This window comes from Pantoea sp. B550, from assembly GCF_024158165.1.
Lineage (GTDB): Bacteria > Pseudomonadota > Gammaproteobacteria > Enterobacterales > Enterobacteriaceae > Pantoea > Pantoea alfalfae.
This window is the reverse complement of the sequence record NZ_JAMYXI010000003.1, coordinates 3151002-3164153: the sequence shown is the minus strand read 5'-3', so window position 1 is coordinate 3164153 and position 13152 is coordinate 3151002. Positions and strand designations below refer to the sequence as shown.

Sequence of the window (13152 nt, the reverse complement as noted above, 5' to 3'; positions counted from 1 at the left end):
AAGACTTGTAAAATATGAAAATTATTCGCGCTTTCGCTTCAATCGCTCTGGCCCTGGCAGCGTTCAGCCAGTCAGCCTTTGCTGTGGTTTACCCGTTACCGCCGGCCAACAGCCGTCTGATCGGGGAAAATATTGAAATTACGGTTCCTGAAGACAGCAAGCTGCCGCTGGAAGCTTTTGCGGCGCAGTACCAGATGGGCCTCAGCAATATGCTGGAAGCTAATCCGGGTGTTGACGTTTATCTGCCTAAAGCTGGCAGCAAAATGATCATCCCACAGCAGCTGATCCTGCCTGACGCACCGCGTGAAGGCATTGTGATTAACAGCGCGGAGATGCGTCTCTATTACTATCCGAAAGGTAGCAAAACCGTGGTGGTGTTGCCAATTGGTATCGGTGAACTGGGTAAAGATACCCCGATTAACTGGACCACAGCGGTAGAACGTAAGAAAGATGGCCCGACCTGGACGCCAACCAAAGGTATGCACGCGGATTACGCGGCACGCGGTGAAACGCTGCCAGCCGTGTTCCCGGCAGGCCCGGATAACCCAATGGGGCTTTACGCGCTCTATATCGGTCGTCTCTATGCGATTCATGGCACCAACGCCAACTTCGGTATCGGCCTGCGCGTGAGCCACGGTTGTGTGCGTCTGCGCGCTGACGATATTAAGTGGCTGTATCAGAACGTGCCGGTCGGCACGCGCGTACAGTTCGTTGACCAGCCGGTAAAAGCGACCGTAGAGCCAGATGGCTCACGGTACGTTGAAGTGCATAACCCGCTGTCGACCACCGAAGAGCAGTTCAACTCACGTGAACTGGTGCCGATTACGCTGACGCAGGCCGTAAGCAAAGTGCTGGTTGATGCCAGCGTCAATCAGGATCAGGTTAACGGCGCTATTCAGGGCCGCACCGGTATGCCGGTAAAAGTGAACGGTGTGGAAAACAACATCCAGACCGCACCTGTCCCGGCGCCGGAAAACCCGCAGGCTGCACCACAGGAAGAACCGATGACGCCGGTGACCCCACAGGGTGCCAGCAGTGATGCCGCGCAGCCACAGCAGCCGACCACTGAGCCAGCCGCACCGGCCGCTCCGGTAACACCAGCAGCACCGGCAGCCGCGGCCAATACCAGCTCGTAATTGCCGCCCTGCTTTTAGAAGCCAGCGCCTGTCGCTGGCTTTTTTATTGCCTGAATTAAGGCAAATTACCCACTATTTCCTCCATCCTTCCCCGCGTGACCATCATTAATCTGTCATAGAAAGCGCGTATCACACTCTGTTAACCCGATGCAAATCAGCATCCGGCATCAGCCACGTGAGGTACACCATGAGCGAAAACAGTCTCTCCTCCTCATCAGCCCGGGGACGCCCCGATTTCAACGGCAAGGGCAGTCGCTTCAGTAAGCCGCTGTTTTTCATTCTGCTGGTCGCCGGACTGGCGTTCGCCGGACTTAACCTGGTCAATGATGTTGAAGAAACCAATATGCCGGTCACCAGCTATCTGCCGTTCTTTCTGCTGGGACTGGCGCTGCTGATTGCGCTCGGCTTTGAGTTCGTCAATGGCTTTCACGATACCGCCAACGCGGTCGCCACGGTAATCTACACCCATTCGCTGACGCCCGGCGTGGCGGTAGTCTGGTCCGGTTTCTGTAACTTTATGGGCGTGCTGCTCTCCAGCGGCGTGGTGGCGTTTGGCATTATCTCGCTGCTGCCGGTCGAGCTGATCCTGCAGGCCAGCAGCGGCAACGGCTTTGCCATGGTCTATGCGCTGCTCTTCTCCGCCATTATCTGGAATCTGGGCACCTGGTATTTCGGTCTGCCCTCGTCGTCGTCGCATACGCTGATTGGCTCAATTATCGGCGTTGGGGTGGCTAACGCCATGCTGCACGGCCGCAGCGGACTGAGCGGCGTGGACTGGGATCAGGCACTTAAGGTCGGCTATGCCCTGCTGCTGTCGCCGGTGGTCGGTTTTGTCTGCGCCGGGCTGCTGCTGTGGGTGATGAAGATGTTTATCCGTAATCGCCAGCTTTATCAGGCGCCGAAAAGTGACCAGCCGCCGCCGGTCTGGATCCGTGGTCTGCTGATCCTGACCTGCACCGGCGTCTCCTTTGCGCACGGCTCCAACGATGGACAGAAAGGAATGGGGCTGATTATGCTGATCCTGGTGGGCACTATGCCGATCGCTTACGCCCTGAACCGATCGCTGCCGGCCGATCAGATCCCACGCGTGGCCGCACTGACCGAGGTGACCGCCCATCAGCTGCTGCAACTGCAACCGGCGACAGCACATCCTCCGGCGGCGCGCGACGTGCTGACCGGTTTTGTCGGCAGCAACCAGATGAATGCCGGGGTGTTACCGGCGCTGGCCAGGACGCTTAACGAGGTGGGCGATCAGATTCGCCGCTACGGTTCGATGGATAACATTCCTGCCCAGGCAGTGACCAACACCCGCAATCAGATGTATCTGGCCTCGGAGTCGATTAAGCACCTGCAGACCGCAAAGGTCACACTGCCGCAGGAGACCGAACGCAATCTGAAAGCGGTGAAAACTGAACTCGATAGCGCCACCCGCTTTATTCCGATGTGGGTGAAAGTGGTGGTGGCAATTGCGCTGGGGCTGGGCACCATGGTCGGCTGGCGCAGGATTGTGGTGACGGTGGGAGAACGCATCGGGAAAACCCATCTGAGCTATGCCCAGGGTGCCAGCGCCGAGCTGGTGGCGATGATGACCATTGGCGCAGCCGATGGCTTTGGCCTGCCGGTGTCAACCACCCATGTATTGTCGTCCGGCGTAGCAGGCACCATGGCGGCCAACCGCTCTGGTCTGCAGTTTTCAACCCTGCGTAATCTGGCTGTGGCCTGGGTATTAACGCTGCCGGTCTCCATTCTGCTCTCCGCCCTGCTCTACTGGGCGTTTACCCATTTCTGATTGTCAGCGCTCACCACCGGTCAGGTGGTGAGCCGTTGCTGCGTATAAAGCCGCAGCGTAATCAGCAGCGCGCCCAGCACCATCACGGCGGCAGCCAGATAGACTGACTGCATCCCCCAGTGTCCGATAAGCAATCCCGCCACCGGGCCGGTTAAACCCAGCCCCAGATCGAGAAACGCGGAATAGGTGCCCAGCGCCGAACCCTGATCCTGACGCTCAACCCGTTTTACCGCCTCAACGCCCAGCGCCGGGAAGACCAGCGAAAAGCCGCTGCCGGTGAGAAACGCGCCCGCGCCTACCAGCCAGGCGCTGTCAGCCTGCCAGATAATCAGCAGTCCCAGACACTCCAGCAGAAAAGAGAAAAGTGACACGCGCAGTCCGCCAAAGCGAGTAATGAAGCGACCAAACCCCAGCCGCACCAGCACAAACCCCAGACTGAACAGTGTCAGCGCATAGGCCGCGCCCTGCCAGTCACGGCTGGCAAAATAGAGAGTGATAAAGGTGGCGATGACGCCAAAGCCGATAGTGCCGAAGCCCAGCGCCAGGCCATAAAGCCAGACGCGGGAGAAGACGCGATGAAAGGGAATGCGCTCACCCACGCTGACGGTGACCGCCGGTTTGCGGCTGGCCATCAGATACCCGACGACGCCCATCAGCGCAATCAGTCCGGCAAATCCGCTCATGCCAAACTGACTGTTCAGCAGCACGCCCAGCGGCGCACCAACGGCCATCGCCAGATAGGTGGCGACGCCGTTCCAGGAGATGACGCGCGCGGTCTGCAGTGGCCCGACGATGTTCATACCCCACAGGGTTGAGCCGGTGCTGCTGAAGCTTTCCCCCACGCCGAGAAACAGTCGCCCGATAGCCAGCAGCGCCAGGCTCAGCCAGGGCCAGCTGCTCAGCAGTGCGGCCACGATAGTCAGCACCCCGCTCATGCCGCAGCAGATTAGTCCCAGCATCACCACCCGTTTTGGCCCCAGGCGATCGGCGAGACGGCCCGACTGTGGACGGCTGAGCAGCGTCGCAAAATATTGAATACTGATAATCAGACCAGCAATAAAGGAGCTGAAACCAAGCTGATTTTTGACGAAGCCCGGCAACACGGCCAGCGGCAGTCCGACAGAGAGATAGCAGAAGAAGGTGAAGATAATAACGGAGAGGATTCGTTTGTTGAGCTGACTGTTGCTCAACACAGCGTTGTCAGACATAGCAGGCTTGTGGTGTGGGAAATTTTGCCCACTATACCGTCAGGCTGCTAAAGGGTCGCCTGATTTTTTATCACAAACCATGAACATGTGCATGACGGTCAATCGCCTGCGCGATGTCACCCGAGTTTTTTAACGCACGGATTTCACTGAATAAGCCATCGGCTTCGCCGTACGCTTTGCGCAGATAACCGAGCCACTGTTTGATACGCGCCACGTGATAGAGGCCGGTATCGCCCTGCTTCTCCAGCCGACTATATTTTTGCAATAACCGCACCACATCGGGCCAGGCCATCGGCGGCTCATTGTATTTTACGACCCGGCTCAGGTTGGGGATGTTCAGTGCACCGCGGCCAATCATCACCGCATCGCAGCCGGTTACCGCCATACAGTGTTGCGCGCTTTGCCAGTCCCATATTTCGCCATTGGCAATCACCGGAATGCGCAGCCGCTGACGAATGTCGCCAATCGCCTGCCAGTTGATCGCTTCTGCGCGATAGCCCTCTTCTTTAGTGCGCCCATGTACTGTCAGCTCGCTGGCACCGGCCTGCTGGACCGCATCGGCAATCTCCAGGCTGCGGGCGCTGGAATCCCAGCCGAGCCGCACTTTTACCGTCACCGGCAAATCGGCAGGCACCGCTTCACGCATCGCTTTCGCGCCGCGATAAATCAGATCGGGATCTTTCAGAAGGGTTGCACCGCCTCCGCTGCCGTTGACCAGTTTAGAGGGACAGCCACAGTTGAGATCAACACCCCAGGAACCCAGTTCCACCGCGCGTGCGGCGTTCTCGGCTAACCATTCGGGATGCTGCCCCAGCAGCTGCATACGCACCCGCGTGCCGGATGGCGTACGGCTGCCGTGATGCAGTTCGGGGCAGAGACGGGTGAAGGATTTTACCGGCAGCAGTTGATCGACTACGCGCAAAAACTCAGTGATGCAGAGATCGTAGTCATTCACTTCCGATAGCAGCTGGCGCACCAGTGAATCCAGCACGCCTTCCATCGGAGCCAGTAAAACCCTCATACTCAGACGTTTCCGGTGCGCTTCGGAGCCGGACGACGCGGACGGGCTGCGGGCTTATCGCCCTGAGGCGCAGCCTGGCTCTGACGACGCGCCTGAGGACGTTTGTCGCCGGATGAAGATGAACGCGCTGCGCCTGCACCCTGTCCGCCCTGACCACGCCCACGACCGCCGCCACCTGCACCGCCGCGAGACTGCTGCTGACGACCGTTGATGATCGGCTCCGCTTTGATGCTCGGATCGGGTTCATAACCCTCAATCGCCAGACGCGGGATTTCACGCTTCAGCAGACGTTCGATATCACGCAGCAGTTTGTGCTCATCGACGCAGACCAGCGACAGTGCGACACCGGTTGCAGCCGCACGGCCGGTACGGCCAATACGGTGAACGTAATCTTCGGCGACGTTAGGCAGCTCGTAGTTCACGACGTGTGGCAGCTCTTCGATATCCAGGCCACGGGCCGCGATATCGGTCGCAACCAGCACGCGAATGCCGCCTGACTTAAAGTCGGCCAGCGCACGGGTACGGGCACCCTGGCTCTTATTGCCGTGGATCGCGGCAGCGGTGATGCCATCTTTGCCCAGCTGCTCGGCAAGGTGGTTAGCGCCGTGTTTGGTACGGGTAAAGACCAGCACCTGCTGCCAGTTACCTTCGCCGATCAGCTGCGACAGCAGTTCCCGCTTACGCTTCTTATCAACGAAATGCACCTGCTGCGCCACCTGCTCAGAAGCGGTGTTGCGGCGAGCCACTTCAATCATTTCCGGGTTGGTCAGCAGTTTTTCCGCCAGGCCTTTGATCTCATCCGAGAAGGTGGCCGAGAACAGCAGGTTCTGACGTTTAGCCGGCAGACGTGCCAGCACGCGACGGATGTCGTGGATAAAGCCCATATCCAGCATACGGTCCGCTTCATCCAGCACCAGAATTTCGACCTGTGACAGGTCAACGGCATTCTGTTGCGCCAGATCCAGCAGGCGACCTGGCGTGGCGACCAGCACATCGACACCGCCACGCAGCTTGACCATCTGTGGATTGATGCTGACGCCACCAAACACCACCAGCGAACGCAGCGAGAGATATTTGCTGTAGTCGCTGACGTTTTCGCCGACCTGCGCCGCGAGTTCACGGGTCGGGGTCAGGATCAGAGCGCGTACCGGGCGACGGCCGCGTACGGGCGTCGCGGTGGCAGAGAGTTTCTGTAACAACGGTAAGGTAAAGCCGGCCGTTTTGCCGGTGCCGGTCTGGGCACTCGCCAGCAGATCGCGGCCTGCCAGCACCACAGGAATCGCCTGGCGCTGGATAGGTGTAGGTTCGCTGTAGCCTTGTTCGGCAACCGCGCGCAAAATATCGGCACTCAGGCCGAGAGAGTCAAATGACATTACGTGGTTTACTCCGGTCCGCTCTGGCCGTGATTCACGGTGTAGTTTTCAGAGGGATAGTGACGGCAGCTGGGGCTGACGCGTGAAAAGGGCACAAACTACGATGCGTAAGCGGGCGAGTGTAGCAGCTTTAAATGAAGTGTGCGAGATAGCTCACATTTACTGACATAACTTAACGGTGCAGAAACAGGAAGGCCACCTCGCGGTGGCCTTCAACTTAACTACGTTTATTTTCGATGCGCCGCGGTGGCTCTTTCGCCAGCAGCGAAACCAGCGCCGGACCCAGCAACATCACTACGCCGAGACAGGCCAGCAGCAGGTTGTTGTGGTAAATCCGCGACACAAGGAACAGCGTCATCATGGCGGCGCCAAAGTAGTAAGTGGTGGTCGCTTCTTCAAGATAATCGCCGAGCGTACGTAAACGGGCGATACGCTGTGTCACCAGCATGGCAACAAAAACCAGTGCGTACATCGCCACCAGCGTGCTGCAGACATCAACCAGCGCCTTGTGTTTCCAGCCCCAGATCAGCGCAGCGATCACCAGCAGATGCATAGCGATATGCAACAACGTCTGACCCGTGATGATTTGAATACGATTAGACCATTTCATTCAATTCTCCTGGCAGACCCAACAGGTCGCCCAAGTGCTACCGGCACAAGCCGGAAACGGTTTCCTCAATGTAAAACAATTTTCGGATAACGCCCTAAATATCGCGCTCTCTCACCACCCATTTGTGACAAAGACTACACTTTGATTCTATTGATGATGAAAAGGAGTGCGTCGCGAGTATGCCACAAAATGCGCAAGGATTTTCAATAAAAGTCCTGACGATCAATACACACAAGGGGTTCGCTCCGTTTAATCGCCGCTTCATCCTGCCGGAATTGCGCGAAGCCGTTCGCGCAACCTCGGCGGATGTGGTCTTTCTCCAGGAGGTAATGGGCACACATGCCATCCACTCCCTTAACCATGAAGAGTGGCCTGAATCGCCTCATTATGAGTTTCTGGCCGACACCATGTGGAACGATTTCGCCTATGGCCGCAATGCGGTCTATCCGGAGGGGCATCACGGCAACGCGGTGCTGTCACGCTTCCCGATAACCGACTATGAGAACCGGGATATCTCGGTGGCAGGCAGTGAAAATCGCGGCATGCTGCACTGTCAGATCGCCCTGCCCGAGCCGCACGGCACGCTGCATGTCATTTGTGTTCACCTGGGTCTCAAAGAGGCGCATCGTCACGCGCAGATGAAGAAGATCTGTGAAATGGTCAACTCGCTGCCGCCCGACGCGCCGGTCGTCGTGGCAGGCGATTTTAATGACTGGCAGCGACGTGCGAACGCCATTTTAAAACAGGGCGCAGGCCTGAAAGAGGTATTCAGTATGAAAACCGGACGCCCGGCGCGCACCTTCCCGGCGCGCTTCCCGCTCTTGCGGCTTGACCGCATCTATGTGCGCAATGCTACCGTCAGTCATCCGTGGGCACTGCCGCGAAAACCCTGGTCCCATCTTTCCGACCATGCGCCGCTGGCGGTGGAGATTCATCTATGAATTTTAACTGGCAGGAAGGCAACCGGCTGCTGTTGCTGGAAAATGGTGAAGCGTTTTTCCCGCGCGTCTTTGGTGCGATCCAGCGGGCAGAACGCTCAGTTCTGATCGAAACCTTTATTCTGTTCGAAGATGAGGTCGGTAACGCCCTGCATCGTGAGTTGCTGGCAGCGGCCCAGCGCGGCGTGCGGGTCGAAGTGATGGTCGATGGCTACGGCTCCGCTGAACTCTCTGACAAATTTGTGAACAGCCTGACCAGCGCGGGCGTGCGTTTCATCTACTACGATCCGCGTCCGCTGGTGATGGGGATGCGTACCAACGTCTTCCGCCGTCTGCACCGTAAAACGGTAGTGGTGGATGACGTGGTCGCCTTTGTTGGCGGTATCAACTTCTCGGCCGAGCACAATACTGATTACGGCCCGGAGGCGAAGCAGGATTACGCCGTGCAGGTAAAAGGCCCGGTCGTGGCAGACATCGCCCGCTATCTGCAACAGGCGATTGGCAGCGAGCAGCACACCCGGCGCTGGTGGGGATCGCGTTCTCATCGGCCGGCGGTGAATGCTAAACCCGGCGATGCCCAGGTCCTCTATGTCTTTCGTGATAACGACGAGCATCGTGACGATATCGAAGTGCATTATCTGGAGATGCTGCGCGAGGCGAAGCGCGATGTGATTATTGCCAACGCTTACTTCTTCCCCGGCTACCGGCTTCTGCGTGAGATGCGCAATGCCGCGCAGCGTGGCGTCCGGGTACGGCTGATCGTGCAGGGTGAGCCGGATATGCCGATTGTGAAAGTGGGCGCGGAGCTGCTCTACAACTATCTGGTCGATGGTGGCGTGGAAGTCTACGAATATATCCGTCGTCCGCTGCACGGCAAGATTGCCGTAAAAGATGATTACTGGGCCACTGTCGGCTCCAGCAATCTCGATCCGCTGAGCCTCTCTCTGAATCTGGAAGCTAACCTGATCATCCACGACAGGCCGTTCAACCAGACGCTGCGTGACAACCTCGAAGCGCTGCTGGCTAACGACTGCCAGCGCGTGCAGGAGGATCGTCTGCCGCCGCGCAACTGGTGGCAACTGAGTAAAAGCGTGGTGGTATTCCATTTCCTGCGTCATTTCCCGGCCATCGCGGGCTGGCTTCCGGCGCACACACCGCTGCTGGCTCAGGTCAGCGCCCCGGTACAGCCTGAAATGGAGACGCAGGATCGTGTAGAAGCAGACAACCCGGGAGCAAAATCCTGATGGCAAAAAAACATCCACGCTGGCAACTGGCAAAAAAAATCCTCACCGTGCTGTTTTTCGTCGCGGTGGTGGTTCTGCTGGTGGTTTATGCCCGCAAAGTGAACTGGGAAGATGTTTACGACGTCATCGTTAACTACAACCGCTTTGTCGTCCTGACCGCCGCCGGACTGGTGGTGCTGAGTTACCTGGTATACGGCTGCTATGACCTGATTGGCCGCGCCTACTGCGGTCATAAGCTGGCGAAGCGACAGGTCATGCTGGTGTCGTTTATCTGTTACGCCTTTAACCTGACGCTGAGTACCTGGGTGGGCGGCGTCGCCATGCGCTACCGGCTCTATTCCCGCCTCGGCCTGGACAGCGGCACCATCACCCGCATCTTCTCACTAAGCATCGCGACTAACTGGCTGGGCTATATTCTGCTGGCGGGCGTGGTGTTCAGCGCTGGAATGGTCTCTATCCCCGGCGGCTGGTTTATTGGTGAAACCACGCTGCGGCTGATTGGTGTGGTTCTGCTGGTGCTGGTGGCGGTTTACCTCTGGGCCTGCGCCTTCTCGAAGCAGCGTCGCTGGACCATTAAAGGCCAGACGCTGCAGCTGCCTTCGCTGCGCATGGCACTGCTGCAGTTTGCGGTTTCCTGCGCCAACTGGATGGTGATGGGGGCGATTATCTGGCTGCTGCTGGGACGAGACGTCGGTTATCCGATGGTGCTGGGCGTGCTGCTGATCAGCAGTATTGCCGGGGTAATCATTCATATTCCGGCGGGCATTGGGGTTCTGGAAGCGGTGTTCCTGGCACTGCTCAGCGGTCAGCACGCTTCGCATGGCACCATTATCGCAGCGCTGCTGGCCTATCGCGTGCTCTACTTTATCCTGCCGCTGCTGTTAGCGCTGGTGCTCTATCTGGGGCTGGAGAGTCGGGCGAAGCATCTGCGTCAGAAGAACGAGCAGAAGTTACAGAAGTCATAATAAAAAAGGGGGAGGCGCAACCTGTGCGTCTCCCCCTTTTACACCGAAAATTAGCGGCGGTTACCGAAAATCCGCAGCAGCATCAGGAACAGGTTGATGAAGTCGAGATAGAGCGTCAGTGCGCCCATAATCGAGTAGCGACGCAGGTTTTCCGTGTCGCGGGCATCGATCTGCTCACCGATGTTTTTCAGCTTCTGCGTGTCATAAGCGGTTAATCCCACAAACACCACCACACCGATGTAGGTAATCGCCCACATCAGCGCCGGACTTTTCAGCCAGAAGTTCACCAGCGACGCCAGCACAATGCCTATCAGTGCCATAAACAGCAGGCTGCCAAAACGGCTCAGGTCGCGTTTAGTGGTATAGCCGTAGAAGCTCATCGCGCCAAACATCCCTGCCGTGACAAAGAAGGTGCTGGCGATAGAGGAGTAGGTGTAGACCAGGAAAATACTCGCCATGGTAATGCCGGTCAGCGCTGAATAGAGCATAAACAGCCCGGTGGCTACGGCCCCGCTCAGACGATGCACCATGCCTGACAGGAAGAACACCAGCGCCAGCTGCGCGATAATCAGCCCGAAGAAGGTAATGCGATTGGCAAACACCAGCTCCATGACTGCGGGCGTGCGCGCCGCGAACCAGGAGACAAATGCGGTCAGTAACAGACCGCAGGTCATCCAGCCATAGACCTGCGCCATATAGGCTTGTAAACCGCGAGATGCGGGTTGAACGATGGAATCATTGCGTGGATATCGGTCCATGATGCACCTCTTGTTGAACGGATGAACAGATCCCTGCCGGGAGCCATGCCAGAGTTAAGTGTGGCACAGCTCAGCTCAACTGTGCCACAACATGCCGGTTAACGCCGCGACAGACACTGCTGATAACGGCTGTCGACGCGCTGCGCAAACCACGCCGTCGTCAGATTACGGGTAATTTTCGGGCTTTCCAGCTTGATGCCCGGCAGCATTTCGCGCGGCAGCTTACGACCCGCCATTTTATCCGCCAGGGCAAAGACCTGTTTCCAGAGTTCACTGTCGCTGAACGATTCTTTCTCTCCTTTCTCCAGGTCGCGGCGAATGGCGCTGTTGCTCATATCGATCTGCTTCGAGAGCGTGCGCACTGCCAGTTCGGTACCGCCTGCCGCGTCTGAGCCATAGAGGATCAGGTCGCCATCCAGCGCCAGCTTCATGCCGGTAGCCTTTGACACTGCCGCCTGAAACGCCGCGTTGCGGCTGGCGTACCAGCCCGCATTGTAGTCGGCAAAGCGGTAGAGCGGCTGGCTGTAGTCAGCCGGGTAGCCAAGCAGGTGCATGGTGCCGAAGTAGATCCCGCCGTGACGGGTAAAGACTTCGCGCCGGATCGTGCCATCTACCGGCCACGGGTAGCCTTTGGCGTGCGCTTCGGCAAACGCAATGCTGACCTGCATCGGCCCGCCAGTGTGGATCGGGTTGAGATTGCCGAACAGCGTCTGGCCCATCGGCACCATATCGATCAGGTCATCGAAAATGGCGCTGAGATCTTTTTCACTGCGCACTTTATCGAGCCGGGCCGCATAGCTTTCGCCGGTCGGCGATTTAATCAGCAGCGCGGTGCGAACCAGGAAGGCCGGCACATGCACCTGCGCCGCACGGCGGTTGATCTCACCCCAGGCGATTTTCGGCAGTCCCGGCACGGCAGCTTCGGCGCTGAAGTTGCTCTCCTGATCCGCCACGGCAATCACCGCGCAGAGGTTACTGGCGCTGGGTTCGATCTGCTGCGTGCGGAAGGTGGTGTAGATATCGTCGCTCCAGGCCGCTTTATTGCTGACGTGCGACGGCAGCAGCCGCTGGATCTGTGCTTTGACATCTTCAGGCTGCCGTACGGGCGCCTCCGGAGTTTTCTTGCTGCTACAACCCGCCAGCACCAGTGCGGCGACCAGTGTCAGACGTTGCAGAATCGGGGTGGATGACATGCCTGTCCTCAGAATGAACCAAAATCTTACTCTACCATCGCCAGAGTTACACAGGCAGGAGAGAACTGAACTAAGGTTACCTTTTTTAACGTTAAAGGAACTTACGATGTTTAAACTCTGGCCTGCTGCGGCATTCAGCCTGTTATTAACCGGCTGCGGCGCTAATAATACGCCTGCCCAGGTGCAGTCACCGGGCGCGCCCACCTCCTCCTCGCTTAAAGTACTGGAGACCGGCGCCAGCGTGATGCAGTCACGTCCGCCCATCGACGCCATCAATACCTATCTCGATGGCTTCCATTTTTATAATGGCGACAAGAACGGTCAGATGGAGGCGCACCACTATGTCACCGTGCTGAACGACGATGTGATGCAGGCGGTGATTTACGACGGCAACACGCGCGACGCGCGGCTGATGGGCGTGGAGTACATCATCAGTGAACGGCTGTTTAAGACCCTGCCGCCCGAAGAGAAGAAGCTGTGGCACAGCCATCAGTATGAGGTGAAGTCCGGCACGCTGATTGCGCCAGGCTTACCGAAAGTTGCCGACCATGCGCTGATGACGCGCATCGTGAATACCTATGGCAAAACCTGGCACACCTGGCACACCGACCGCGACAAAACGCTGCCGATCGGCATTCCGGCGCTGATGATGGGCTTTACCGAAGATGGTCAGATGGATTCCCGGCTGCTGGCGGATCGCGATCGTCGCTTTGGCGTGGACAGCAAACAGATCCGGGCCGATCGGGCGGATATCGTCGCGCATCCGGCGGCACCTGGTGCCAACGCGTGGGAAAAGGGTCAGGTCATCCAGCTGAAGCGTACCAGTGGCGGCGGTGAGCACAGCCACGGTCAGACCGGCTTTGGCCCGGCAGAGCAGCTGAAGCAACCTTAAGCGATGGGATGTGCAGGCCTGGGCG

12 protein-coding genes are annotated in these 13152 nt (G+C 58.1%); 6 read left to right on the top strand and 6 right to left on the bottom strand.

Annotation, left to right across the window (positions count from 1 at the left end):
- Positions 1 to 14 precede the first annotated feature (14 nt).
- Positions 15 to 1136 (top strand): L,D-transpeptidase family protein, encoded by a 1122-nt coding sequence (locus NIM72_RS17815; protein ID WP_222924312.1) that lies wholly within the window; start codon positions 15 to 17, stop codon positions 1134 to 1136.
- Between the two features lie 187 nt (positions 1137 to 1323).
- A complete protein-coding gene (locus tag NIM72_RS17810; RefSeq protein ID WP_222924316.1) occupies positions 1324 to 2925 on the top strand; it encodes an inorganic phosphate transporter in 1602 nt (533 codons plus the stop codon).
- A gap of 20 nt (positions 2926 to 2945) precedes the next feature.
- Here NIM72_RS17810 and NIM72_RS17805 read toward each other — a convergent pair whose 3' ends face one another.
- The 4 genes from NIM72_RS17805 to NIM72_RS17790 all read right to left on the bottom strand — a co-directional run bounded on the left by NIM72_RS17805 (position 2946) and on the right by NIM72_RS17790 (position 7137).
- Positions 2946 to 4133, bottom strand: a complete 1188-nt coding sequence (locus tag NIM72_RS17805) for an MFS transporter (protein WP_253421376.1) — start codon at positions 4131 to 4133, stop codon at positions 2946 to 2948.
- 70 nt (positions 4134 to 4203) lie between these two features.
- Positions 4204 to 5154 carry a tRNA dihydrouridine(16) synthase DusC gene (gene dusC / locus NIM72_RS17800; protein WP_161736221.1) on the bottom strand — a complete coding sequence of 317 codons (951 nt, stop codon included), beginning with the start codon at positions 5152 to 5154 and terminating at the stop codon, positions 4204 to 4206.
- 2 nt (positions 5155 to 5156) lie between these two features.
- Positions 5157 to 6527 carry an ATP-dependent RNA helicase RhlE gene (gene rhlE, locus NIM72_RS17795; RefSeq protein ID WP_253421374.1) on the bottom strand — a complete coding sequence of 457 codons (1371 nt, stop codon included), beginning with the start codon at positions 6525 to 6527 and terminating at the stop codon, positions 5157 to 5159.
- A gap of 217 nt (positions 6528 to 6744) precedes the next feature.
- The gene (locus tag NIM72_RS17790) at positions 6745 to 7137 is read right to left on the bottom strand and encodes a YbhQ family protein (protein ID WP_031594396.1); all 393 of its coding nucleotides are present in this window, start codon (positions 7135 to 7137) and stop codon (positions 6745 to 6747) included.
- Between the two features lie 179 nt (positions 7138 to 7316).
- Between NIM72_RS17790 and NIM72_RS17785 the strand changes: the two genes are divergently transcribed.
- From NIM72_RS17785 to NIM72_RS17775, 3 genes are read left to right on the top strand one after another with little or no spacing between them, the layout of a single operon-like run.
- Positions 7317 to 8078 (top strand): endonuclease/exonuclease/phosphatase family protein, encoded by a 762-nt coding sequence (locus NIM72_RS17785; RefSeq protein ID WP_013357197.1) that lies wholly within the window; start codon positions 7317 to 7319, stop codon positions 8076 to 8078.
- Positions 8075 to 9319: a cardiolipin synthase ClsB gene (clsB, locus tag NIM72_RS17780; RefSeq protein ID WP_161736223.1), complete on the top strand. Its 1245-nt coding sequence runs from the start codon at positions 8075 to 8077 to the stop codon at positions 9317 to 9319. The genes NIM72_RS17785 and clsB overlap by 4 nt, the downstream gene beginning before the upstream one ends.
- Positions 9319 to 10284, top strand: coding sequence for a YbhN family protein (locus NIM72_RS17775; protein WP_222924320.1), 966 nt, complete (start codon positions 9319 to 9321; stop codon positions 10282 to 10284). Before clsB ends, NIM72_RS17775 begins: the two co-directional genes overlap by 1 nt.
- Positions 10285 to 10334: 50 nt before the next feature.
- Here the strand turns inward: NIM72_RS17775 and NIM72_RS17770 are convergent, their stop codons facing one another.
- Both NIM72_RS17770 and NIM72_RS17765 read right to left on the bottom strand, forming a co-directional pair.
- The gene (locus NIM72_RS17770; protein WP_061061965.1) at positions 10335 to 11042 is read right to left on the bottom strand and encodes a Bax inhibitor-1/YccA family protein; all 708 of its coding nucleotides are present in this window, start codon (positions 11040 to 11042) and stop codon (positions 10335 to 10337) included.
- Positions 11043 to 11140: 98 nt separating this feature from the next.
- Positions 11141 to 12235, bottom strand: a complete 1095-nt coding sequence (locus tag NIM72_RS17765) for a DUF1615 domain-containing protein (protein ID WP_161736225.1) — start codon at positions 12233 to 12235, stop codon at positions 11141 to 11143.
- Between the two features lie 106 nt (positions 12236 to 12341).
- Here NIM72_RS17765 and NIM72_RS17760 point away from each other — a divergent pair, with 106 nt between their 5' ends.
- Positions 12342 to 13127 (top strand): OBAP family protein, encoded by a 786-nt coding sequence (locus NIM72_RS17760; protein ID WP_161736226.1) that lies wholly within the window; start codon positions 12342 to 12344, stop codon positions 13125 to 13127.
- Positions 13128 to 13152: the final 25 nt, after the last annotated feature.